Origin of the sequence: Dictyobacter vulcani (genome assembly GCF_008974265.1) — a bacterium.
Lineage (GTDB): Bacteria > Chloroflexota > Ktedonobacteria > Ktedonobacterales > Ktedonobacteraceae > Dictyobacter > Dictyobacter vulcani.
Genome location: NZ_BKZW01000001.1, coordinates 2,868,153 through 2,892,412, shown reverse-complemented (window position 1 = coordinate 2,892,412; position 24,260 = coordinate 2,868,153). Strand labels below are relative to the sequence as shown.

Genomic DNA, 24,260 nt, shown 5'->3' with positions numbered 1-24,260 from the left:
TACAAACTATTGCATATATCGGTGACTAGTGAACATGCACATCCAGGGCTCCGTGCTGACGCAGGATCTGAATGGCTTCTTCGCGACGCGCGCTGTCTTGTACGGTAACAATGGTACGACCAGACTTAATGTCTTCCGTGTAATGGTGCGCATGCTCACGGGGAATTCCCAGATCCGTCAGGGTGCCGAGAAAACTGCCTGCGACACTACCAACTGCGCCCCCCCCTAACGCCGAAGCGATGATACCGCCTGCAACTATCGGTCCAATACCCGGCAGAAATAGCGCGGCAGCGGCGGCTCCTAAGGCTCCACCAATGACACCACCAGCGATCACACTGGTACGCTCATCATGCTCGGCTGAGCGCTCTTCTATCGGACGTTCTGCGGCATTTTCCGCTGGTGTCACCGGCAGTGGTTCAGCCACGCTGTCTGCTGGCGCTTCGTTCGTCCGTAACGCCTCATCTGGACGCTGTACTGGCTCGTGATCGTGTTTGGAGTCAGGATAAGGCAGATGGTCCAGCGCTTCTTCGGTTACTGGTAGCACGGACGCGAAAATGTTTGTTGCATCAGCAGGACCAATAAAAGGCACGAGCAGAATGTCTGCGGCCCCGAGCAAGCCGCCGATAATACCACGGGCCACAGCTTTTGGTCCGTGCCCATGCTGTACGTGCTGCCTGGCCTGTTCCACATGCTCGTCCGGCGTGCGCGCAACAAAACCCAGTTGCTCTTCATTAAAGCCTGCTTTTAGCAAGGCGTCCATGGTACTGACGACCGCTCTGCGATCCTCAAAGATACCCACAATAACTTTCTGTTCAGCTTCTGCCATAATAACTACATCCCCTCTGTATATATCTATCTCTATGATATACGTATCAATAGGGCCAGTATATATACAATACCACGCCCGCTCACAACTCGGCCCTCATCGCTGATGCATCCATGCAAAGATAGTGTTATAATATCCACCAACTATTTTCAGGTGAATCAGATGAGAGAAGTTGTCCATGCGTGAACAATTAGAGAGCTTCGGCGAAGGAAATGAAAACGGGGAAGCACTTTCCCGTAATACGTTACGCTATATTATGCTGGGCTTGCTCTGGGCACGCCCGATGAGCGGCTATGATATCAAACAGACGTTTGAACGTGCCATTGCCAGCTATTGGAATGCCGGTAATAGCCAGATTTATACGACGCTGAAAAATTTGCATAAGGCGGGCTTGATTGATGCTGAGGTCATTGTGCAGACCAGTCGGCCAAACCGTAAGGTCTATCGCCTGACCAACACCGGACAGACGGAATTAACGCACTGGTTACAAGAGGATGTCCCCGCACGCTTTACCAAGGATGAGTTTCTGGCCAAACTCTTCTTTTGCGGCGAAACAAATGATGATGTCGCACTGGGACATCTACGTAACCACCGTGAAAGCTTGCTGCAACAACTGGCCCATATGGAATGGGCACGTCGTGAATATAGCTCACGGCCCGCTCGCCGTCCCCATTTACTGGAATATCAATTGCTGGTCCGTGAATATAAAGAGGCAGTTCTCAAAGCTGGTCTGGAAGTTACTGAAGGGGCGATTAGCCGCCTTGAAAAACGACTCAGCCCTCCTCAATAACCTCAGAACTTAACCAGGCTGCCAGCCATGGGTACGATAAATATCCAGTGTTTGTTGATCTCCCGGTACATAACTGACCATCGAGTAACTTGAAAGGTTAGTGAAGACAGTCGTGGCTGTGCGTAATGTGATCCGCCCCAGTTCACTATGCTGAATCTGAAAGACAAATGAGGGGGCGGGCTTGCTACGTGTGTATACAGAAGAGGCAATACGCCGGTATTCTGGATAGTCACGCAAAGTCTTTATAAGCGCTTTGTATTCAGCCAGGTGCGTGGATGTACGCGTGTTATACATAAAATCTGCCACCAGCCGACGCGCGAGATTTTCCCAACCGTGAAAACGCTTGCGCATCTCTGGATCAAAGACCAGGCTCAACAGGTGTATGTGCTGGTTACGCGCCAGCATTTCCTGTGTTTCAAAAAGCAGGATCGCTGGCTCGTTCCAGGAATGTAAGAACCAGAGGTGGTCCAGGGAATGCGCTGGATATGAGGTGTTATTCACCAGCATCTGGGCCAGTTCCCCTAGATCTAATAGCGTGCTTTCTAATTGATCGGCATCCACAAACTGGCCGGTCTGCTCACGATATGCTTCAAAAAATTGGCCTCTATCCTCTGTAGAGAGCTCAAGTACGCGCGCAATATTCTGCACCACCTGTGGAGAGGGATTCGCACGCTGGCCTGTTTCCAGGTGGTATACATAAGTGCGCGATAATTTTGTCGCCTGGGCGAGTTGTCCTTGCGAAATACCTCTTCGCTGACGGTATTGCGTAACTAATCGGGCAAATATGGAAATCTTTTGTGAGTTGTCAAGCATCCTTAATATCCTCAAGGCTGACGTTTCGTTAGCTATCTGCACATTATGACGTAAAAATTGTTAGCTGGCAACATGTATATCTTCTCTCAGGTAACCTATAATTATGAATAGTGGGTTGTTGCTTGTAGGTAGCGACAGAGTTGTCGCCCAGGTATCCTATCCCGGATGCCCCCTATGGAGAGGAGCTATTACCGAATGTCTGACCCGTCGTTAATACCCAACACACAAACCGAACAGTACTCCGATGAGCAAACGTATGCAACGGCTTCTTATCCCTGGCTGCAAAACTATGATCAAGGTGTCCCTACACACCTGAATATACCTGAGCGACCTCTCACGTCTTTGTTGGATACGACGGCTAAAAAGTATCCAAATCAGGCCGCTTTTGTGTATTATGGCAATCGGATCACCTATGCTCAATTTTCACACCAGGCGAACCGTTTTGCGATTGAACTCCAGCGTTTAGGAGTACAAAAAGGGGATCGTGTCGCTATTGCTCTCCCCAATATTCCTCAGTTTCCGATTGCTTTCTATGGCGCATTGCGCACTGGCGCGGTTGTAGTGCCTACAAATCCTTTGTATACCGAACGTGAGATGCAACATCAGCTCGCGGATTCAGGAGCAAAGGTTCTGGTCGTGCTGGATATGTATTATCCTATTATACGCAATATTCGCAACCAGACGGCACTGGAACATGTCATCGTTACCAATCCAGCGGATTTTCTCCCGCCTCACTTACAGTTGCTTTTTCCTTTGAGTCAACAACGTGCCCACTTACCACAGCCACCCCTGACAAAAAAGGAATTAGAGGAAGATGCAACTCTGCATTCCATGCAGCCTGTTCTTAAGTCCCGTGCCAGAACAGGTATCGAGCTTTTTAATCTGCCAGTTCAGATTGAGAGCAATGATCTGGCGGTGCTGCAATATACCGGCGGCACAACTGGACTGTCCAAAGGGGCGATGTTAACCCACCGGAATCTGCTGGCAAATGCGATGCAGACGCGTTATTGGGTTCCTAAAGCGAAAGAGGGGAAGGAGATTTCGCTCTGTGTGGCGCCTTTCTTCCATGCCTATGGTTTAAGCGTGGGGATGAATTTGTCTATCCTGGCGGCTTCTACCATGGTTCTTTTGCCACAATTCAAACCCAAAGATGTGTTGAATGCGATCCATCAATATCATCCAACGATGTTCCCTGGCATTCCGACCATGTATCTGGCCATTATGAAGGAGGCTGCGAAGCATCCTGAATACCTGGAATCGATCAAGTATTGCATTAGTGGTGCTTCTGCACTACCCGCTAAGGTTCAATCTGATTTTGAGACCATTACGAAGGGTCACCTGGTCGAGGGCTATGGTCTGAGTGAGGCTTCGCCTGTCACTCACTGTAATCCTCTCACCGATAAATCACGCAATGGCAGCATTGGACTGCCCTTGCCAGAGGTTGAGTCGGCTATTCTCGATCAAACCACTGGTGAACCACTACCCATGGGGGAAGTGGGCGAAATAGTGGTCAAGGGCCCGAATATTATGCAGGGCTACTGGCAACGTGATGAGGAGACACAGAACATCTTTGTGCATGGCTGGATGCGCACCGGTGATATCGGCAAGATGGATGCGGATGGCTATTTTTATGTTGTTGAACGCGCCAAGGATATGATTATTGCCAGTGGCTTTAATGTGTATCCACGCGAGATCGAAGAAGTTCTCTTCCATCATCCTGCGATTGCAGAGGCGGCGGTAACTGGTGTTCCCGATGCCTATCGCGGCGAGACGGTGGCGGCCTTTATTGTGTTGAAGGAAGGCTTCAAAGCATCCGAGACACTGGAAAAAGAGATCGTGGCCTTCTGTCGAGAACGTCTGGCAGCCTATAAGGTTCCCAAAAAGCTGGTCTTCCGTGCTGATCTGCCTAAAACGCTGGTCGGCAAAGTTTTACGCAGAGAATTACGCAAGCTTTTGTAGTGCCCTGTATATTTGTAGCGCCTTGTATAGAAGAAGATTACTGGCATGGTGGTGAAAAGCAATCGTAAGCACTATTTATGCTTGCATCTAAGCCATGCATATCATTCAAAGGAGAAAAGTGATCATGTCCACAACGATAAAACCTACTGAGCCAGGTACAGCCTTTCTTACCAGTTCTGTTGGTGAGACGGCTTCCAGGATATTTACCCTTGAGGAGCGCGATGAGGAACAGCGCTGGATTGAAGAATCGGCGCATACGTTTGTCTCACGTGAAGTACTCCCTAAAGTCGAGCAGATTGATCGCCAGGAGCCTGGTGTGATGCCAGGATTGGTCAAACAGGCCGGTGAGCAGGGTCTACTGATGGTCGATATTCCTGAACAATATGGCGGCGCGGAATTGGGCTTGCTGACCAGCGCACTGGTCGCATCTCAGCTGCATGAGGCTTCGTTCAGTGTGGCCTTTGGCGCTCATACCACCATTGGTACGCTCCCGATCGTCTATTATGGTACTGAGGAGCAGAAAGAGTTTTATCTACCCAAACTTGCTTCTGGCGAATGGATCTCCGCCTATGCACTGACCGAGCCGGGAGTTGGTTCCGACGCGATGGGTTTGACGACGCGGGCGGCTCTTTCAGAGGATGGTCAGCATTATATCCTGAATGGTACCAAGCAGTGGATCTCGAATGCGGGCTTTGCGGATCTCTTTGTGGTCTTTGCACGCATTGGCGATGAGCGTCCTTCGGCCTTTATCGTTGAGGCTACCTGGGATGGCGTCTCGACGGGTCCTGAAGAAAATAAAATGGGTATCAAAGGCTCTTCTACCCGCCAGGTTATTCTGGAAGATGTCAAAGTTCCCGTCAAGAACCTCCTGGGTGAGATCCATAAAGGCTATAAAATTGCCTTCAATATTCTGAACATTGGCCGCTTGAAACTGGGCGCTGGTAGCGTCGGTGGCTCACGTTCAGCTCTGAAGTTGGCTGCGACCTACACGGCTGAGCGCAAGGCTTTTGGCAAGTTCCTGCATGAGTTCGGCATGATCAAAAAGAAACTGGCTCGCATGGCTGCCGAGACCTATGCCGCGGAGAGTGAAGTGTTCCGCACGGCCAGTAATATCGCTCAGGCTCAAAAGAGCGCGGGCGCGGATACCGAGACGGTCTTCAAGTCGATTGAAGAGTATGCCATTGAGGCTTCAATCGCCAAGGTTCACGGTAGTGAGGTCCTGGCCATGGTGGTGGATGAAGGTGTGCAGATCTTTGGTGGTTATGGCTTTATGCATGAGTATCCCATCGAGAAAGCATATCGGGATGCTCGTATCCAGCGTATCTTTGAAGGTACCAATGAGATTAACCGCATTGTAGCTGTCACGACACTGTTCCGCCGTGCCCTGTCTGGCAAGGTCGATCTGATGACCAAATATGCTGAGGTTGAGGCTCGTATGAAAGCTGACCAACTTCCTGCTGGCGCGGGCGAAGAGGTACCAGCTGAACTACGTGATGCGGTCAATGCGGTCGAGCGCGCGAAAGATGCTACCATCTACGCTACCATGCAGATCGCTCTCAAGTATATGCAGAATCCTCAGGCGCTGGCTGAAGAGCAGGAATTCATTGAGTATCTGGCCAATCTGATGATCGATCTCTATGCTTCCGATAGCGCTCTGGCCCGGGCAATTAAAGTAACAACCCGGGGTGCAGAGAATAGCGGAACCCATATCAAACTGGCACAACTGGCCACCTGGAATGCTCTGACACGCATCCGCAGTAATCTGGACCAGTTGATCCAGACGTATGTGGATGAGAAACGAGCGGAAAAAGTGCTTGCTCGCGTTCGCACCTATGTGGGCGATTATATGCTCAATGGCGTACAGGTACAGCGTGAACTGGCAACCCTGGTGGTTGAGAAACAGGGCTATCCACTTTAATCGTTTCTTTGTTGAACTGTCATTGTAGACAGAAGAAGTTTTAGACCTGGCATTTATTGTCCTTCTGGTTTTCTTTCTCGTTGGGGTGTAAGCCTTTGCCGTCAGCACTGGCTGGCCGCTCGTAAAGGCTTACCCAGACCAAACCAAACATTGATGAGGAGAAAAAACATGATGCAAGTTGGTGATACTCAAAATTGGGAACGCACGTTCACGGATAATGATGTGCGTCTCTTCGGTATGGTCTCCAGGAATATGTGCAGTCATCATATTCTTCCAGATCAACAGGGGCGTGTGATGGTCCATAGTTTGTTAACTGCAACTTTGCCGACTAAAATTGCCGGCGATCTGAATTTTATTGCACATGATATGTCGTTTGAATTTGTTCGTCCGGTCTTTGTGGGGGATACCGTGCACTGCGAGGTCACTATCACTCAACTTGATCAACAGGAAAATGGGACACAAATGAGTGCCACTATTTTCTGCCGCAATCAACAGGGTGAGGTTGTGCTGACGGGTTATACTACCGGCCTCGTCTATGAGCCTCAACCACTGTCTGTGGGCCTCAATTAATCAATTTATGTCAGGTGTTGCTGCAATATGGATGTTGTAGCAACACCTGTACACGAATTTAAATGATGAAAAATATTTCATACAGTACTTTCGGAAGAGGTGTGCTCTTCTGGACTGTATGTTTTTGATGCGAAGGAGCAAATAGTCATGGCAGAAGCCGTCATTGTCAGTGCCGTACGTACTCCGATTGGACGTGCCCATAAGGGTGTTTTAAAAGATGTTCGCGCCGATGATCTGGCCGCACTGGCAGTAAAAGCAGCGGTCGAGCGCGTACCACAACTGGATCGTTCGTTGATCGAGGATGTGATCCTGGGTTGTGCTTTTCCGGAAGGTGAGCAGGGTATGAATCTGGCTCGCCTGGTCGGCGCACTGGCTGGCCTTCCTGAGACCGCTGGCGGTGTTACCGTCAATCGCTTCTGCGCTTCAAGCTTACAGGCCGTCAATATGGCCGCGCAAAATATTATGCTTGGACTGGGTGAGGTGGTTATCGCTGGTGGCGTCGAGAGTATGTCTCGTGTTCCTATGGGTGGTTTTAATCCTAGCTATAATCCACGCCTGGTGAAAGCCTTGCAGGAAAAAGATAACGAGAAGGTTGCTCATTCGGTGTATCCTCCCTGCGAGTTGGAATATGGTTACTCCAGCTATCTTCCTATGGGTATTACTGCTGAGAATGTGGCCCGCGAATATGGGATCAGCCGCGAGGATCAGGATGCCTTTGCGTTCCGTAGCCATCAGCGCGCTCTGGCCGCTATAGATCAGGGTATTTTCAAGCGCGAGATTGTGCCAGTGCCTTTGCCAAACGGCGGTGTACTCGAGACGGATGAAGGTCCACGCCGGGATACTTCGTTGGAGCGCTTGAAGAGCCTGGAGCCTGTGTTTATCAAAGGCGGTAGCGTTACCGCTGGTAACTCCAGTCCGTTAAATGATGGCGCGGCGGCTGTCGTATTGATGTCCGAGGAGCGTGCTCGCTCGCTGGGCATTCAACCTCTGGCGCGTATCCGTACAATGGCAGTAGCCGGTGTTCGTCCTGATGTGATGGGCATTGGACCTATTCCAGCCGTACGTAAGTTGCTTTCCCGCGCCAATCTTGAGCTCGGCGATATCGATATCATCGAGTTGAATGAAGCCTTTGCCGCTCAGAGTCTGGCTGTGGCCCGTACCCTGGGCATCGACGAGGATAAACTCAATCCTCATGGTGGCGCGATCGCCCTGGGACATCCTCTGGGCTGTAGCGGTGCTCGCTTGATCGCCACCTTGCTCAACGATCTACAGACAAAGGATAAGACATTGGGTATCGCCACGCTCTGTGTCGGTGGTGGCCAGGGTCTGGCTACCTTGATTGAGAGGATGTCGTAGTTATGCCATATGCTATACGTAAGGCTGCCGTCATTGGCGCTGGTGTGATGGGCGCGGCCATTGCCGCCCATCTGGCCAATGTTGGCATTCCTAGCCTGTTGCTGGATATTGTGCCAGCCGATGCGAAAGATCGCGATATCGTTGCACGCACAGGACTCCAGAAGACGCTGAAAAGTAAGCCGGCCTCGTTTTATAGCAAACGGGGCGCACAGCTGGTGACGATTGGTAATATTGAGGATGATCTGCCAAAGCTGGCTGAAGTGGATTGGATCATTGAGGCGGTTATTGAGCGCCCGGATATCAAACAGTCGCTTTATAGCAAGATTGAGCAGGTGGCTCGACCAGAAACGATTATTACCTCGAATACCTCAGGTCTACCCGCTCATCTGTTGGTTGAGGGCCGCTCGGAAAATTTCCGCCGCCACTTTATGATCACCCATTTCTTTAATCCAGTGCGCTATATGCGCTTACTGGAATTGGTACCAACCGCCGATACTGATCCAGAATTACTGCCCTTTATGCAACATTTTGGCACTGAGGTGCTCGGTAAGGGCATTGTGATCTGTAAAGACACTCCGAACTTCATTGCGAACCGTATCGGTGTCTATGGCTTTCTCTCGACGATTCACCATGCGCTGGCTGAAGGCTATACGATCAGTGAGGTGGATACGATTCTGGGCGCCAATATGGGTCGTCCTAAATCTGCGGTTTTCCGCACTGCCGATCTGTCAGGACTCGATACGCTGATGCATGTGGCCAATAATCTCTATCAGAATGCGCCCAATGATGAGCAACGCGAAACCTTTAAGATTCCTGAAGTGGTGCAGCAGGTGATTGATCGCGGCTGGCTGGGTGAAAAAAGTGGCCAGGGCTTCTATAAGCGGGTGAAAAAGCCTGGTGGCTCCTCAGAGATCCTTGAATTGAATTTCAAGACGCTGGATTATGAGCCACAACCTAAACATCGCTTTGATTCGATCGGGAAAGCTCGCAATCTGGAGACACCTGAGCAGAAGATCAGTACAGTTCTTAATGGTGAGGATCGTGCCAGCCACCTGGCTCGTGAGACGACTGCGGATGCCTTGATCTATGCGGCTAATCGAGCTCCTGAGATCGCTGAGACGGTTGTGGATGTCGATAATGCTATGCGCTGGGGCTTTAATTTTGATCTGGGTAGCTTTGAACTGTGGGATGTCTTACTCAAAGATCCTGCACTACTGGACAAGGTTTTTGTGCAGCGTGAGCTACCTGAACTGGTACAGCGGGTCCGTGAACAGGGTCAGGGAACCTTCTATCGCACAGTCGATGGCCAGAAGCAGTTCTTTGATTTCCGCTCCAACAGCTATCAGGCGGTTCCAGGAGCCAAAGGTGTAATCGCACTGGATGCCTTGAAGGCCAGTTCCTCAGCAACCGGCAAGTCTGCGGTGGTGCGACATAATGACTCTGCCAGCCTGATTGATTTAGGTGATGGCATTGCCTGTCTGGAATTTCATACCAAGATGAACTCAATCGACGAGGGGATCATCGAGATGATGCGCTATGCGGTTGAGGAGGGTTCCAAACAGTTCCGGGCTCTGGTAATCGGGAATGAAGCACCTGATTTCTCGGCGGGCGCAAATTTGTTCCTGGTTTTGATGGGCGCACGTCAGGGTGCCTGGGATATGCTGGGTGAGGCAATTTCAGGACTCCAGCAGGCCCATCAGCTCTTGAAGTTTAGTCCAATGCCGATTGTGGCAGCCCCCACAGGCCGGGCACTGGGCGGTGGCTGTGAGATGATTCTCCATGCACATCATACTCGTGCTCTGGCTGAAACTTATATTGGACTGGTTGAAGTAGGTGTTGGCTTGATACCTGCCGGCGGTGGCTGTAAAGAGTACCTGCTCCGTCAGGGGGCGAATGTCGAAAGTCAGAAACCTGGCAAGTCCAGTGGTCCATTTACGCCTTCACGCCGTGCCTTTGAGACCATTGCTGTAGCGACTGTCTCAACCAGTGCCACCGAGGCACAGGAGCTACGCTTCTTGCGCAAAACGGATAAGATCACGGTCAACCGCGAGATCTTGTTGCGTGATGCGAAAGCCGATGCACTCAAACTAGCGGAAGCTAAGGAGGCGGGCACCTGGCAACCACTTCAGCCACAGATGCTACTGCTCCCCGGATCAGGCGCACGCCTGGTGCTGGAACAGCAGGTTGAGGGTATGCTGTTAACTGGTAAGATCAGTGAGCATGATGCGGTGATTGCCAGCCATCTGGCCCGTGTCCTCACTGGCGGCGACTGCTCGCCCGTGACTCCGGTCAGCGAGCAATATGTGCTGGATCTTGAACGTGAGGCATTCCTGAGCCTGTGTGGCATGGAGAAGACACAGGATCGTATCCAATCCATTCTCCAATCTGGCAAACCACTGCGTAACTAATCAGCGTTGTTTTCTCGCCTGTGGCGCGCCAACTACTATGAATCTGGCAAACCACTGCGTAACTAATCAGCGTTGTTTTCTCGCCTGTGGCGCGCGTCAACTACTATGAATCTGGCGTAAAACTGCGTAACTAATCAGCGTTGTTTTCTCGCCTGTGGCGCGCGCCAACTACTATGAATCTGGCGTAAAACCGTGTGCGTCGCACACGGTTTTACGCCAGATTCATAAAAAAGCATGGGCACTTTAGTGCCCGAGTGCGGCTAGCCGCACGCTTCCCGCTGAAGAGTGGGAAGCAACCACGAACAAAAAAATAGCGACAGCGCAAAAAGAATATATTTGCACTGTCGCTAGAAACGTCTCTGCAGTGTTACTCCTCACACAACAAAGATACAAGTTTCTTAGAAGATGGCTTCGCCGGTATCGGTGTCGAACAGGTGGATCTGATCGCTATCAACATACAGGCGGACTTTGTTGCCAGCGGCAACACGAGCGCGTGGGTCGAGAGTAGCGACGATGTTTTTTCCACCGGTTGTCAGATACACCTGGAGTTCGTTACCAAGGTTCTCAACAACGTCGACGGAAGCATCCAGGGAAGACTGGATTTCACTGTTCTCTGCACTTACCAGAGATGCATCTTCCAGATGGACCGGGCGAATACCGAAGGTGAGGTTGCGGCCAGCAGCAGCACGGGCACGCTCAGCATAAATAGCAGGCACAGTTACGCGGCCAATACCTTCGAGGACAACGGCAGTAGCGTTGCCTTCGGTGCTGACCTTAGCTTCAGGAATGAAGTTCATCGAAGGGGAACCAATGAAACCGGCGACAAACATGTTGGCAGGATGATCATAGAGTTCCTGTGGGGATCCCAGTTGCTGGATAACACCACCATTGAGGACTGCAATGCGATCACCCATCGTCATGGCCTCGACCTGGTCGTGGGTCACGTAGATGAAGGTTGTCTGGATGCGCTGATGCAGTTTGATGATCTCAGCACGGGTAGCAACACGCAGTTTGGCGTCCAGGTTGGAGAGTGGCTCGTCCATCAAGAAGACCTGTGCTTCGCGGACAATTGCACGACCCAGAGCAACACGCTGACGCTGACCACCGGAAAGTTCTTTTGGCTTACGTTTGAGCAGTTGCTGCAAACCAAGGATCTCAGCGGCATCTTCTACGCGCTTTTTGATCTGGTCTTTGGGGAAATGGCGCAACTTTAAGCCGAAGGCCATGTTGTCAAATACGGTCATGTGTGGATACAACGCGTAGTTCTGGAAAACCATCGCGATATCGCGGTCTTTGGGGTCTACGCCGTTAACAATGCGGTCACCAATGTAAATTTCTCCGTCTGTGGGCTCTTCCAGACCAGCGATCATACGCAGGCAGGTACTTTTACCACAACCAGAAGGTCCAACCAGAACCAGAAATTCTTTGTCTTCGATGTCAAGACTAATGTCATGCACGACTTCAACTTTGTTGAAGGTTTTGTATACGTGATTAAAACGCACTTGTGCCATGAAGGACTACTCCTTTTCGCTTCCGTAACAGGTCCATTCCTGTTACCCCTCACATTATTTAGAGAAGCATTCGCTTGGTGCCAACATTGCAACTGATATCGTATCAGAGGGAGCCAATGTGGCCTCTTAACGTCAATACAGTGCTGCAGTGAGTATTAAAACTCTTGCATGTAGACGTTAAACCAGAGTATACCATAACTCCTGCTGAAAGTGAAGAGTATCGATATAAGAAATCGATCTCTGTTTTAAGTGCATGAAAAGTCTTCCCCCAGAGTATTTACTTTGATTATGATAAATATATTTTTAAGCTTTTGCTAAATCACAGTCTATATATTTATGTACCATATAAAGAAAATATTAAGAATACACATTAGTAGCATACACGCCTTCATTTTCTATGCTCTTTGCCAATCTTTACTGCTAGTGCTCTGTCAACGGTGATGAACAAGGCAGGGGTACAGGGGATGCAATCCCCTGACTGGGTTCCAGGGCTGTGCCCTGGTCTCCCGCCCGCGTAGCGGGCAAGCTTGCCAATGGAACCTGACAAAGTGCTAGTGCTCTGTCAACGGTGATGAATAAGGCAGGGGTACAGGGGATGCAATCCCCTGACTGGGTTCCAGGGCTGTGCCCTGGTCTCCCTCCCCCCTCTCGCCCGCGTAGCGGGCAAGCTTGCCAATAGAACCGGATAGAGTACTAGATACTGAAAGTACTAAGCGCTATAGAATATTTTTTTACACATTGTAATACAACGCTAAATCTATATGTTATACAGGCAAATAAATACCCATAAGCTTGTCAGGCTTTACAATACATTGTGCTCTTAGCAATATGTGCATATTACTTATAAAGATTTCATGAAGACAATTGCATTTTATGTATTAATCAGTATCTTACCACTAGACAAGGACATACATCGTCGTGCATACTATGGATATGCATTGTTAATGTTGTTCTTACAAACGATGTACAATGTATTTACATCGCGCGTGAGTCTGTTGTATGTAGCACAACACAAAGATAAACAAGCCGCCCAGGGGTTCAGGGTCAGGAAGGAATGGGATACCATGCTCGGAGCACACGAACAACGCAGTGAAGTCGCCCGTTTATTATCACAAATTAGTTCTGAATATGAATCGGCACAACGTGGCCTCGTGGGCCTATCTTATGGTATGTCACAACATGATTTTATTACGGCTCGTATGGAAAATATGGGACAGCTACATACTCAATTACAATCAATTGTTGGAGATGTCGCGATCGCAATGATTGCAGATCGCTTAAATACAATTCATTCTTAGCATGTTTGTCCGTTTGTGGCCGGTATTATATGCGTTTTATTTACCAGACAATGGATTGCCGAAGGGGTAGTTTACCCGGTAATCCATTGTCTGGTGGCGACTCCCTTGATGTGAAACGCCACTTGTCGAACTGGGAGGATCAGAGCTTCAGCCACACACACCGGTGTTTACTTCTTGTCGATTGATTGACGCGCTCAACACACAAAGGTACCTGGAAGATACAGGTGCCTCTTTTTTTGTCTTGCACTACGGCTTTGTGATGTTGGACAAACAAAGCAATGCGATCCGGCGCTTACGCTGACAGGATCGCATTGTGGAATTCCCCAGCTTATTTTCCTTGAGCCAGGCTTATAGGGCTTCATTTGTCAGGAAAAGCGGCTCTAGCGGCGGGGTTTCCGTTTGCATATCTATATGGAAACGTGACTTTGTGCCACCATCCCATATACCAGAAACAACGAACTCGGTCTCTTCACTCATGAAGTCATCATTTTCGAGGACATTGTGTTCCGGGTCAGTAAAACATTGTAACCAATGTGTTACATCGTTATGTGAAAGATAGGGGGCGCCTTCACAAACGAACCATTGAGCAATTCCCTGTAAGTAAAAATGAAAATTACGTGGTAGTGGAGCGCGTCGAACGATGCGATAGGCACTTTCTTTGACGTCTTTATAGCCTGCCTCACGCAGGTAACCAGCTAATTTTGAGCCCACCCAGCTGTCTTCATAGGCATATCCATTAGCTACACGCTCCTGCTCCCAGCGTTCGCGAGCCTGAAAGACACGGGCCTGTAACATCGGGTCGATTGCGTGAAATTGCATTGTACCAAAGTCGATATCTTTAATCGCCAGTTGCCCACCTTGCTTGAGATAAGGACCCATGGCGGCAAATGTTGCCACCGGATCAGGCAGGTATTGACTTACATTGGCACTAAAGATCAGGTCGGTTGATCCCAACTCAACAGGCAATTGCTCTAACATGGCACGCTTATACTGGACCTGGTGCCTGTACCAGTTATTGCTACTTATCTTCTGAGCGGTAATCAGCGCTTCCGTGGAGATATCAACCCCCAGGATACTTCCTTCTAAACCAACGGCTTCAGCCAGGAGTGGAGTCCACAAGCCAGGTCCACACCCCGCATCTACAACACAACTCCCTTTTTCTAAACGCAGATCGCGAATCATTTGTCCGCGCTCTTGTAATTTACTCTGGTGATGTTTCACCAGCCATTCAATTGCGTTTAGCGGAAGCCCACATTCATTGACATGCACAACATTGTTGACCACCATCTTCTGACATATCCTTCCAGCCATCAAGTGTATTTATATCTTCTTAATCACTATTCGTGATGATCATTAATATACATGTTCCATTATGAAAAAGCAATATATTGTTTGACATTGTAGCACTTACGTTTAAACATTGTAATGTAAAATCTTTTATGCTTGGAAAAATTAAAAATAATTAATACTAATAAAAGACTTAGCATGTTATTTTGCATGAGGGAGAATGTGTTTTTTTTGTGCCATACCTGACTGCGTTGTGCCATTTTTGTTGAGACATTCGCGAGCAAAGTAATGCGTTACGCATAATTTTATTGTTAGAAACCCGTAAAAATTTTTCTCATTTGTGTAACACTCTGTACCTTAGCTATGGTATAATATTATTCGTACATCTTGATGTTGTACTTTTGTTCAAATGAGGAATGTATCATGGGTAATGGGTCTCTTCCCGATGATAGAGTAAAAAAGAAGCGTGGTCGCCCTCCGGGACCGCGCAAAAATACTTCGGGATCAGTTTCTCCACAAGGTAAACTCCATAGCAAGGTTTCCCCAGTGCGATCGTCCTCAGCATCTACCAGGACCAGGGTAAACACTTCATCTAAAGTAGATGAGTGCTTAGAGCAGATGGCGGATGAGTCTGGCGCTACGGCTTTTAGTGCCTTCCTTCGCACTCTTATGCATCGCGATCGCGCGGAATTGTCGCGTGTGGCTCGCGAACTTGCTGTGGCTGAAAATACAGTGTATCGTTGGATGAATGGAACATCTGATCCGCGTACGATACATCTGAAAAAGTTGCCTGGGGCAATCCCCGAACATCGCAATGAATTAATTGCGGTTATTAATCAAACGTTCGGCGATATTTTAAGCACATCAGTATCTGGTGTGCGTGAAGTACGCAAAGAGGTCTATCAGAACGTGTTAGAATTAGCGGCTAGTAGCCAGGATAATGACGCACGTTTCTGGCAAGTTACAGAGTGTATCTTTACGGATGCTCTGAGACAATTGAGTAGTGAACAGTGGGGATTGGCAATTACGTATACGAAGTTGATGCCACCCCATGAAGATGGCATTCATTCTTTACGTGAGGTCAAAATGCGTGGCTATGCTCCCTGGCCCGCGTCTGTCGAAAGTAAAGCGTTTCTGGGTGTTACTTCACTGGTCGGCTCGGCCGCCGTTTCACAGCGCATTCAAATATGGAATGATAATGATGATGGCCGGGCTATGGTGGAAATCGATGAATATGAACGTAGTGCTTGCGCCGTTCCTGTTCTTCGTGGCGGCTTGCTCGCTGGTGTGCTTGTTGTCTCCAGTACACAACTGGAATTCTTTAAAGATCCTGCGACTTGCCAGATAGTCGCAGAATATGCCTTACTAATGGGAGTAGCTTTATGCGATCGTGAATTTCATCCTTCTGAACTGTTGCATCTCAGGCCTATGCCTCCTTTAAGATGGCAACGGGAGGAAATTAATCGCAGTTATCTTAATCGTATTATTGCTTATGCACATGCACATGGTATGTCACGTCGAGATGCAGAGTTTTGGATTCAACATACGATGGAGTTAGAATTTGAGCAGGAGGCCCATCGCCTTTTAACACAACAAAGGCTGGGACATCCAGCTTCTTTACCATCTAAGATATCCAATCATTAATGATTCTTTGGATAGAGTAAAATAATTATGCATACTTCCGATCAATCACCTGAAGAAAATCAGTTACCTGAACAGCAGTCTCCTGAAGTGGATGCACAGCTATCATCCTCATCAGCGGATACTTCGCGTGCCGCTGATGAGGATGCACAAGCTCCCCGGCAGGAACAGGCTTATCCACCCAAACCTTCTTTTTATGAGCAGGCGTTATCTACACCAGGAACAGCAGAACCGCCAGTGCCGGGTGCTGTTCCTGTTTCTCCTGCCCAACGACCTGAGATGCCTCCAATCCAGCCCGCACCGAGCGGGGAGTGGCGCCCACCACTCACACCGGGTCAGCAATATCCTGCATATCCTCAGGGAGCGTATATGCCACCTCCGGGATATCCTGCGTATCCCCAGGGGGGTTACTATCCAGGCACACAACCACCACCATTTATGCCTGCTCCACCCCCGGCTCGGAAATCACGTTCCTGGCTCTGGATTCTTATCTCCATTCTGCTTGTGGTTATCCTGGGAAGTTGCGGCCTCTGTACCTGGGCAGTGGGCTCTTCCGTTGGACCCATCTTTAGTCAGACATTCAGTGCTGCCTCAGATGGTACTAAGCTGATTAATGATTATTATGAGGCGATTCAAAATCAACATTATTCACAAGCTTATGCGGATCTGAACACACAGGATACGCTCAATGGACTGTCACAGGAACAATTTACAGCGCTGGCATCCAAACAGGATGATTCGTATGGAGCTGTTTTGCGCTATACGATGTCACAGCTACAGCCTATGACATCTGATAATAATGGTCCTTCATTGGATAGCTTTTCAGTCATTGTAAAAGTTTCACGTACAAAAAAATCATATACAGCTCATTTGACTATAAAGCAAATCAATAATCAATGGAAAATTGTTGATTATGATCAGCTTTGAGTAGAGTGTATTTGACAACTATGGGCTATGAACAAAAATAAGAGGAACAACCTGGCTGGTTGTTCCTCTTATTATGATTGCGTTTTTTGCACGTTCGCTATGCACGAGATAGGTATTTTCTGATGTATAATGTATAAATAGAGAGATAAATAATTAATTTACAGAAGTTGATACCGTCGCCATAGGAACCTCACGTCCGACACAGGCTCGCAAATCTTCGCGATAAAAACGCCATGTGCTCCCTACCTTGTGTCCTGTCAGTTGACCCGACCACATGAGCCGGTAAAGAGTTGAGCGGCTTACACGCAAGTAGCCCATTGCTTCTTTGAACGTCAACAAAACATCTTCCTGAAGCATCTGTACGACCATGGATTCTCTCCTTGAAAATAAAAAAACTAATAAATAAGTGCACTTGACGCTAACGATGTAGCGCTGAGAGCTTCACGATTGATACTATCATTGTCTCATTGCATGTTATAGTAACCAATGTTGATGCGCTTTCTTGTTAAGGAATAGTTGCGATCTGGTTAATTTTAATCATGAAATGGTTCGATCTTCACTACCAATCAGTCACTAAGAGTTGCGCTGACTCTCTTTTAATGGTTTATCAGGTAAGCACATGAAACCTCTTGACGTTTCATGCTGTCTTACAATAGTTGAGGTTTTCTTTTATCCTCTATCTGTATGACGTTAAGATTTATTTACCGGACATCTGCTTTTCAGTAACTTGCTAATAATGTGTTGAGTTCACTTTCTTCACAGGCCACTGGAAAAATTGTGTGTCCTGTCAGGGCTCGTAAACGTGCGATACTGGCAGCATTGGTGGGTTCTTGCATCGCGACGGTTAAGCAATGGTGTTCACATCCAACTGGAACACATTTGAGTTCAATCGCTATTGAACCTGGTATGAGCTGCTTTAAGCGTTCAGGGAGTGCGCCAGGAAGTTCCAGGCGTGGTACATGTGACTCTTGTCGCTCTTCTGTCTCGCTAGCTGAACTCCCTACCATCGGAATGGGCTTGACACCGCGTAACTGGGTTGTAATGACGGGCCTCAGGACCAGTGTGTGGATCGCTTTTCCATAGTGTTGCGTTAGCTCTTCAAATGTGGCGGCTGGATAGGGATAGGTAGCCACTCCAAGTACGATGCGTGTCTCCCGCGTCAATGGGGGTATCATCGTTTCTGCCTGCAATAAACAGACGCTGCTAAAGATACGCTCCGCGATCTTCTGGATACCGACCTGGTCTACACCAGCAAAAATAATGGCCGCTCCAGAAGTATCAAAGATGAACATTTTGTCATCTAACCGCAGCACACGTCGGACGTTGGTCAAAACTTGATCACGAACCTGGCTGGATGCGTGATAGCGTCTACGCTGATACAGTTGAGGTGATTGGGGCGCCAGCGGAGTCGACTCTCTTTGGACCAGGTGGAGCAGGAGGATACTGACTGGCTTTTGTTCAGATAAAAATTCTGTGACAAGCTCGCGTATTCTCATATAGAGTTCCTGCGAAACTGGTACCCGCTGCCCATCGTCCCATTCAACCTCTTGCTCAACCGTGTCTCTGGTACTGGCTTGCTCAAAGACGACACAACGACAGGGTTCACTACCAGCAGGCGTTGAGATCAATTTTTTCGCTAATCTGGATGTGAACTGAGCTATCTGTACTGCCGGAAGCGCTGGCGCTTCTTTTTTTTGCCTGGTTCTACTTCCCACAACGTGGCCTTCCTGCTAGGGTCCATGAGTGTTATTGTACGCTCTCTTTGCATCTGTAGACACAAATACAGAGATGCGTGTAATCGTAGCCCCCACGTTTCTTTACTGATTTTTCTCTCGCGTTCCACTCCCAATGATCAGCTTCTGGCTGATGGACTGTGGCGGCTGGGCGGCCTTCACGATTACGTACGTTGCCATAAGACGTGTGAGTAAAACCAACGGCCGCTAGAGGAGTGTTACTATGAAGTATAACTTGCCTTGCGGCCCAAAAGCTGTGGGTAGGGTGTTACGGTCTGGTTAAAATGCTCAAATTATGGTTAAGTTCTGCCCAGAACTGCTTGCTTGCTTTGGTAACGAACAGCCAGGTATCATACCCTGCAATTTGATACCTGGCTGTTTACGCTACTGTATAGTCGGCCGGTAATAGCCCAAATAATACCTTATTCAATGGTGACCGGAACTGAAAAAGTATAACCTACGCCAGGTACCGTTGTGATATAACGCGGCGAGTTTGGATCTGGTTCAACTTTTTGCCTGATATGGCGAATATGGGTTTTGACCAGACCTGAATCTCCGGCTTCGTCATAACCCCAGACACGCTCAATAATCATGTCCGTAGTCAAGACCTGTCCGGTGTGTGAAATTAAAAGGTGCAGCAACCGGCTTTCAGTTGGTGTCAGGCGCACCTTGATACCATCTCTGGTAACTTCGTGTCGCATTGAGTCTAATGTCATCGGGCCGACGGTAATCGCTGAGGAGTTCGCGGGTCCGCGGGTATTAGAAGAACGCCGCATCACAGCTTTGATACGCGCTAATAATTGCCGTGGACTAAATGGTTTGCGCAAATAATCGTCCGCCCCCAGTTCAAGCCCTCTAACCTCGTCGTCTTCCCGGTCGTGTGCGGTCAATATCATCACCATGGAATTGGTTTCTGTTCGCATCTGACGGCACACTTCAAAGCCATCCAGCTTTGGCATCTGTATATCTAAAATTACCAGATCTGGTAATGTTTCACGCCAACGCTTAATGGCCTGCTCCCCATCGAATGCCCGGACAACATCGTAGCCATGGCCTTTGAGCCAGTAGCTCAACATGTCTACCATGTCGCGGTCATCGTCCGCTACCATGATCTTCAATTTAGCCTCCTACCTGTCCTACATTACAATACTAGGATGTACCAATGTTCTGTAAAAATGAGAAGTTCTTGATTCGCTGTCGTTTGTAGTAACGGGATGGTAGAAAGCTCAGTAACATCATGATACAAAATGGGCTATAGATGGACAGTTTAATCACCTATCTCTGTCCTTACACACTTCTACCTAATCAACCTTCTCTATCTTCTGTACCAGGGGCCTATTTCATTCTTCTGTCTCTGGCGCCTACGGCGCCGGATTAGGGGTGTGGAGTGTGTTTGGTGTGCGGCCGCACACCAAACACACTCCACACGTAGAATATTGTGGGCTGGTGATCTCGCTGCGACTTCTGGGCGAGATTACATAGCCGTGTTTCTGTACTGATCGGCTTGACTCAGGATGTTAAAAGAGTTAGATTGTAGCAACGCGCAATTCCGCATCTGGCATAGGTGTGCCTGTGGTTAGCGGGGATGAAGCCATGCTTTTTTTTTTGAGAAGGAACCACTTCTCATGCACAATAATAAACTGAAGGATAATCAGAGATGGAACGAGAAACGTTGCTGGCCCTGGCTCGCGAGACGGCCCTGCGAGCCCATTGTCCCTATTCTCATTTTCGTGTTGGTGCGGCATTGGTGGCCGGCGAACAGGTGTTTGTGGGAGTGAATATTGAAATATCCAGTTATGGCCTGACACTCTGCGCTGAGCGCTCGGCCCTTGCGACTGCGATAACAGCACAGGCAGCACCCATTACGCACATTGCGATTGCCTGTATTGATGCACCGGCGGATGCTCCTGACTATGAGCGTATGCCCTGTGGGGCTTGCCGTCAGTGGATTGCGGATCTGGCACCACAGGCAACTGTCTATATTGATGGCTGTGAGCAGGCTTTCCAGGTTGCTGATTTGCTGCCGTTTGCATTCAAACTATAATCTTTTTGCTGGCTTCACCCCCTTGACATATCTATAACCCTTGTGTACGCTATAAGTCCCAGAACTTATAGTGCTTAGTGTTACAATATAGTGCAACCCATGCCTTTCAAGCATGAAACCAGAGGTGTGTTATATGCTGGTCTGGTGCAATTTCGCACAATGGCCGTTACAACTATATATGCTCCTCCTGGCGGGATTAACCCTTATGTCTTCCGCCTCACTACGATCCTTCCCTTTTTCCATAGCTTCTTTTTCTCCTGTAGGCCGCCCTATGTATGTTAGCTTGATACCTGCAACGCTGATATTACCCGGAAGGAGAAAGCGATGTCACCTCGTTTTACTCTCGGTGTCGAAGAAGAATTCCAAATGGTCAATAAAAATACAGGCCAACTTACATCGTATGTCCACCCTGTTTTGGATAAAGGAGCTTCTATCTTTGGGGATTTGATCAAGGCAGAAATGTTGCAGTCAATGGTGGAAATTATTACGCCTGTCTGTAATACTATTCAAGTTCTACGCCAGGATCTGGCAGGGCGGCGCGCACAGTTGGCTCGACTTCTTGAGGATGATAATATCGCTCTGATCAGTGCCGGGACACATCCCAGCGCGAATTGGCGCGATCAGGTGAGGACGGTGAATGCTCGCTATGAGGAGCTTGAGGAGGAGTTCCAGGATGTGGGACGCTCAATCTTGATCTGTGGCTTTCATGTCCATGTTGGCATTGATGAGCATGAGATCGCGATTCCGTTGATGAATCAACTCCGTACCTGGATTCCTCATTTGCTGGCTCTCTCTTCGAATTCTCCTTTCTGGACGAACCGCTATACGGGTCTTAAATCGTATCGCACGGTGGTCTGGCGACGCTTTCCACGCTCAGGTATTCCCGCTACCTTTAACTCTTCAATGGAGTTCGATTGCTATGTGTCGGATCTGATGCGTAATGGCTGCCTTGATAATGGGAAAAAGATCTGGTGGGATATTCGCCCTCATCCCTTCTATCCAACAATTGAGTTTCGCATGTGTGATATGCCGTCTTCTTTTGAAGATACGATGGCTATCGCGGCTCTCTGTCAGGCTTTAGTTTGTAAACTGACGATGCTCCATGAACAAAATATGTCTACAGCGATCTTGCCGAGCCATTATATTGAAGAAAATAAATGGAAAGCAGCACGCTATGGATTGGATGCGGAGATTGTGGATTTTCATCGGCATCGCCGTCTGACTATGCGTGATTCGATCCATGAGTTGCTGGATTTTGTGGAGGATGTGGTGGATCAGTTGGGGATTCGCCATGAGGTGAATTATTTACGCACCCTTCTGGATGATCCTGCTGGGACCGGGGCAGATCGTCAGATTGCGGTTTATACAGAAACTCAGAGTATTCAGGCTGTGACTGAGTATCTGATACAACGTACGCGACAGACTTCGAACTCGAATTCAACGGTCGCGACATCATGAGTTCCCATACGCTCTACCTGTTCGAGAATTGTGTTCAAAAGGAAGCACTATAATAAATTGTTCTGATAAGGATAATGAAGACGCTATGATAGAAGACCGCAATGACGCGGTCTTCCTGATATCCTCTCCCTCTGTTTCATTCGTCCTCCCTCAGTCTCTTTTGCTAACGCTCGTCTTGCTTTCTAGTGCTACCGGGACTGCGTGGGAAAGTTCTTCTTCGATCGGGGTCTGGCTTTCTGCACGCTTCTGGTACCCTTCTAATCTCTGGCAGATCTTTTCGCCAAAGCGTATACCTGGTACTTCAATGACCCTGTATAGCACTATCGACAATGGAAAGGCAGTCAATAAAATCCACAACCAGAAGATGAGGTATTTCGTTGGCTGATTCCAGTTGAGCGCCTGAAATTTCGGAAGAAAGGTGCTCAGGAAAAATAAGATGATCGGATAGTGCCACATATACAAGCTATACGAAATCAAGCCTACCCAGCGTAGAGGATTCCATTCAAATGGTCGCCTGAGCCTGGGTCCTGCATAGACAAGGGCCAGGATACACAGACCATAACTGATGGCATAACCCAGCGGCTGGTACATGTCTTTATAGTTTGTCAGGAAGGCCTGATAAGGATCGAAGAAGTTCAGGGTCTTGCCAGGAAAGAGCAGGTAGAAGTGCCAGAGGCTGATAAAACCCAGTAATCCCAGTCCGCTAAGAAAGATCAAGGGACTACAGCGACGCATGTTAACAGCAAAATGCTCACCGACAGATATGTGCTTACCATAGACATAGAGGGTTGAAACCAGCATTCCGATGGCGAAGACTTCAAAGTATTTGCCGATCGTTCCATAGATATAGAGCCGTAGCACGGCCATCGCTTCCGGCGATAAGAAGAGGCTCAAAGCGCCTCCATCGGGCATGAATGTTGCCCAGTAGCGGGTTCCTATTCCCCAACCGACCAGAGCGAATAAGCAAAGGATCAACTTTACGAGCCGCCAGATGAGACTGCCCCGCCTTACCAGGAATCCCATTCCCCAGGCTATTAAGGGCAGTACCATGTAGTATTGGAATTCCAGTGCCAGTGTCCAGAATGGTGCGTTGAGCTTTTGAAAGGTGGGGGGGAAATCCATCCGAAAGGTGACAAAGAGCCAGATATGATACCAGTGGTCAAACTGAAAATACTCGGGAGCAAGAAAAATGAGCATCAATAGCAAAGCTACATAGTAACCTGGCACAATACGTAACACACGGCGCACATAAAATCGCGGGACGGATGGCCATGGATTGTCAAATAACATTGAACGTGCATAGGGCAGGAAAAGCAAGAAGCCTGAGAGGACAAAAAAGAGGATGACTCCGGATTCACCAAAGAGTACGGTAGCACTGAAAAATGCTCCGATTATGTCCAGTGGCGGATTCCACATATTAGAGAAACGCGCCAGCAGGTTCATATGAAATGTAATAATTGCCAGACAGGCAATTGCTCGTACACCGTCGAGCACAGGAATGGCGTTTTTCTTTTTACCATCATCTAAAAAGATGCTGATCGCCTGACTGCGCTTGTCCAGCCCCAGACGTAAGCGCTTGAAAAAAAGTTGCGTAAAACTGCTGCTGCCTTCCATGTCCACATCATCCCATTCCACAAGTAGTACTTTTCCATCAGTATAAGCCACTTAAGAAATGCAATATCTATACGGTTATATATATATGTGCACGGAAGAATTACAGG

19 protein-coding genes are annotated in these 24,260 nt (G+C 48.5%); 11 read left to right on the top strand and 8 right to left on the bottom strand.

What is annotated here, in order from left to right; all coding sequences use genetic code 11:
• Window positions 1-25: 25 nt before the first annotated feature.
• The gene (locus KDW_RS12135) at window positions 26-826 is read right to left on the bottom strand and encodes a hypothetical protein (protein WP_151756198.1); all 801 of its coding nucleotides are present in this window, start codon (window positions 824-826) and stop codon (window positions 26-28) included.
• Between the two features lie 178 nt (window positions 827-1,004).
• On the opposite strand from KDW_RS12135, the gene KDW_RS12130 reads away from it, so the two are divergent.
• Window positions 1,005-1,616: a PadR family transcriptional regulator gene (locus KDW_RS12130; protein ID WP_151756197.1), complete on the top strand. Its 612-nt coding sequence runs from the start codon at window positions 1,005-1,007 to the stop codon at window positions 1,614-1,616.
• 9 nt (window positions 1,617-1,625) lie between these two features.
• On the opposite strand, the gene KDW_RS12125 is transcribed toward KDW_RS12130, so the two are convergent.
• Window positions 1,626-2,429 carry an MmyB family transcriptional regulator gene (locus tag KDW_RS12125; protein WP_151756196.1) on the bottom strand — a complete coding sequence of 268 codons (804 nt, stop codon included), beginning with the start codon at window positions 2,427-2,429 and terminating at the stop codon, window positions 1,626-1,628.
• A gap of 195 nt (window positions 2,430-2,624) precedes the next feature.
• Here KDW_RS12125 and KDW_RS12120 point away from each other — a divergent pair, with 195 nt between their 5' ends.
• The 5 genes from KDW_RS12120 to KDW_RS12100 all read left to right on the top strand — a co-directional run bounded on the left by KDW_RS12120 (window position 2,625) and on the right by KDW_RS12100 (window position 10,640).
• Window positions 2,625-4,388, top strand: a complete 1,764-nt coding sequence (locus KDW_RS12120) for a long-chain-fatty-acid--CoA ligase (RefSeq protein ID WP_151756195.1) — start codon at window positions 2,625-2,627, stop codon at window positions 4,386-4,388.
• 124 nt (window positions 4,389-4,512) lie between these two features.
• Window positions 4,513-6,306 (top strand): acyl-CoA dehydrogenase FadE, encoded by a 1,794-nt coding sequence (locus tag KDW_RS12115; RefSeq protein ID WP_151756194.1) that lies wholly within the window; start codon window positions 4,513-4,515, stop codon window positions 6,304-6,306.
• 168 nt (window positions 6,307-6,474) lie between these two features.
• On the top strand, window positions 6,475-6,876 hold the full coding sequence (locus KDW_RS12110) for an FAS1-like dehydratase domain-containing protein (protein WP_233097677.1): 402 nt from the start codon (window positions 6,475-6,477) through the stop codon (window positions 6,874-6,876).
• Window positions 6,877-7,023: 147 nt separating this feature from the next.
• Window positions 7,024-8,232, top strand: coding sequence for a thiolase family protein (locus tag KDW_RS12105; protein ID WP_151756193.1), 1,209 nt, complete (start codon window positions 7,024-7,026; stop codon window positions 8,230-8,232).
• Window positions 8,233-8,234: 2 nt separating this feature from the next.
• A complete protein-coding gene (locus tag KDW_RS12100; RefSeq protein WP_151756192.1) occupies window positions 8,235-10,640 on the top strand; it encodes a 3-hydroxyacyl-CoA dehydrogenase/enoyl-CoA hydratase family protein in 2,406 nt (801 codons plus the stop codon).
• Window positions 10,641-11,038: 398 nt separating this feature from the next.
• Here KDW_RS12100 and KDW_RS12095 read toward each other — a convergent pair whose 3' ends face one another.
• A complete protein-coding gene (locus KDW_RS12095; RefSeq protein WP_151756191.1) occupies window positions 11,039-12,151 on the bottom strand; it encodes an ABC transporter ATP-binding protein in 1,113 nt (370 codons plus the stop codon).
• A gap of 854 nt (window positions 12,152-13,005) precedes the next feature.
• Here KDW_RS12095 and KDW_RS33785 point away from each other — a divergent pair.
• Window positions 13,006-13,449: a hypothetical protein gene (locus KDW_RS33785; protein ID WP_233097676.1), complete on the top strand. Its 444-nt coding sequence runs from the start codon at window positions 13,006-13,008 to the stop codon at window positions 13,447-13,449.
• A 348-nt stretch (window positions 13,450-13,797) separates the two neighbouring features.
• Here KDW_RS33785 and KDW_RS12085 read toward each other — a convergent pair whose 3' ends face one another.
• The gene (locus tag KDW_RS12085) at window positions 13,798-14,736 is read right to left on the bottom strand and encodes a methyltransferase domain-containing protein (protein ID WP_162005165.1); all 939 of its coding nucleotides are present in this window, start codon (window positions 14,734-14,736) and stop codon (window positions 13,798-13,800) included.
• 618 nt (window positions 14,737-15,354) lie between these two features.
• On the opposite strand from KDW_RS12085, the gene KDW_RS12080 reads away from it, so the two are divergent.
• Together KDW_RS12080 and KDW_RS32260 are read left to right on the top strand one after the other, a co-directional pair.
• Window positions 15,355-16,380 (top strand): GAF domain-containing protein, encoded by a 1,026-nt coding sequence (locus KDW_RS12080; protein ID WP_162005164.1) that lies wholly within the window; start codon window positions 15,355-15,357, stop codon window positions 16,378-16,380.
• A 27-nt stretch (window positions 16,381-16,407) separates the two neighbouring features.
• On the top strand, window positions 16,408-17,304 hold the full coding sequence (locus KDW_RS32260; RefSeq protein ID WP_151756188.1) for a hypothetical protein: 897 nt from the start codon (window positions 16,408-16,410) through the stop codon (window positions 17,302-17,304).
• 153 nt (window positions 17,305-17,457) lie between these two features.
• On the opposite strand, the gene KDW_RS12070 is transcribed toward KDW_RS32260, so the two are convergent.
• The 3 genes from KDW_RS12070 to KDW_RS12060 all read right to left on the bottom strand — a co-directional run bounded on the left by KDW_RS12070 (window position 17,458) and on the right by KDW_RS12060 (window position 20,146).
• Window positions 17,458-17,673, bottom strand: a complete 216-nt coding sequence (locus KDW_RS12070; protein WP_198925250.1) for a helix-turn-helix domain-containing protein — start codon at window positions 17,671-17,673, stop codon at window positions 17,458-17,460.
• A gap of 350 nt (window positions 17,674-18,023) precedes the next feature.
• Window positions 18,024-19,019, bottom strand: a complete 996-nt coding sequence (locus KDW_RS12065) for a GspE/PulE/PilB domain-containing protein (protein WP_151756187.1) — start codon at window positions 19,017-19,019, stop codon at window positions 18,024-18,026.
• Between the two features lie 440 nt (window positions 19,020-19,459).
• Window positions 19,460-20,146 (bottom strand): response regulator transcription factor, encoded by a 687-nt coding sequence (locus KDW_RS12060; RefSeq protein ID WP_233097784.1) that lies wholly within the window; start codon window positions 20,144-20,146, stop codon window positions 19,460-19,462.
• Between the two features lie 548 nt (window positions 20,147-20,694).
• On the opposite strand from KDW_RS12060, the gene KDW_RS12055 reads away from it, so the two are divergent.
• Both KDW_RS12055 and KDW_RS12050 read left to right on the top strand, forming a co-directional pair.
• Window positions 20,695-21,081: a cytidine deaminase gene (locus KDW_RS12055; protein ID WP_151756185.1), complete on the top strand. Its 387-nt coding sequence runs from the start codon at window positions 20,695-20,697 to the stop codon at window positions 21,079-21,081.
• Window positions 21,082-21,405: 324 nt separating this feature from the next.
• A complete protein-coding gene (locus KDW_RS12050; RefSeq protein ID WP_151756184.1) occupies window positions 21,406-22,539 on the top strand; it encodes a carboxylate-amine ligase in 1,134 nt (377 codons plus the stop codon).
• Between the two features lie 150 nt (window positions 22,540-22,689).
• Here the strand turns inward: KDW_RS12050 and KDW_RS12045 are convergent, their stop codons facing one another.
• The gene (locus KDW_RS12045) at window positions 22,690-24,174 is read right to left on the bottom strand and encodes an acyltransferase family protein (protein WP_151756183.1); all 1,485 of its coding nucleotides are present in this window, start codon (window positions 24,172-24,174) and stop codon (window positions 22,690-22,692) included.
• Between the last annotated feature and the right edge of the window lie 86 nt (window positions 24,175-24,260).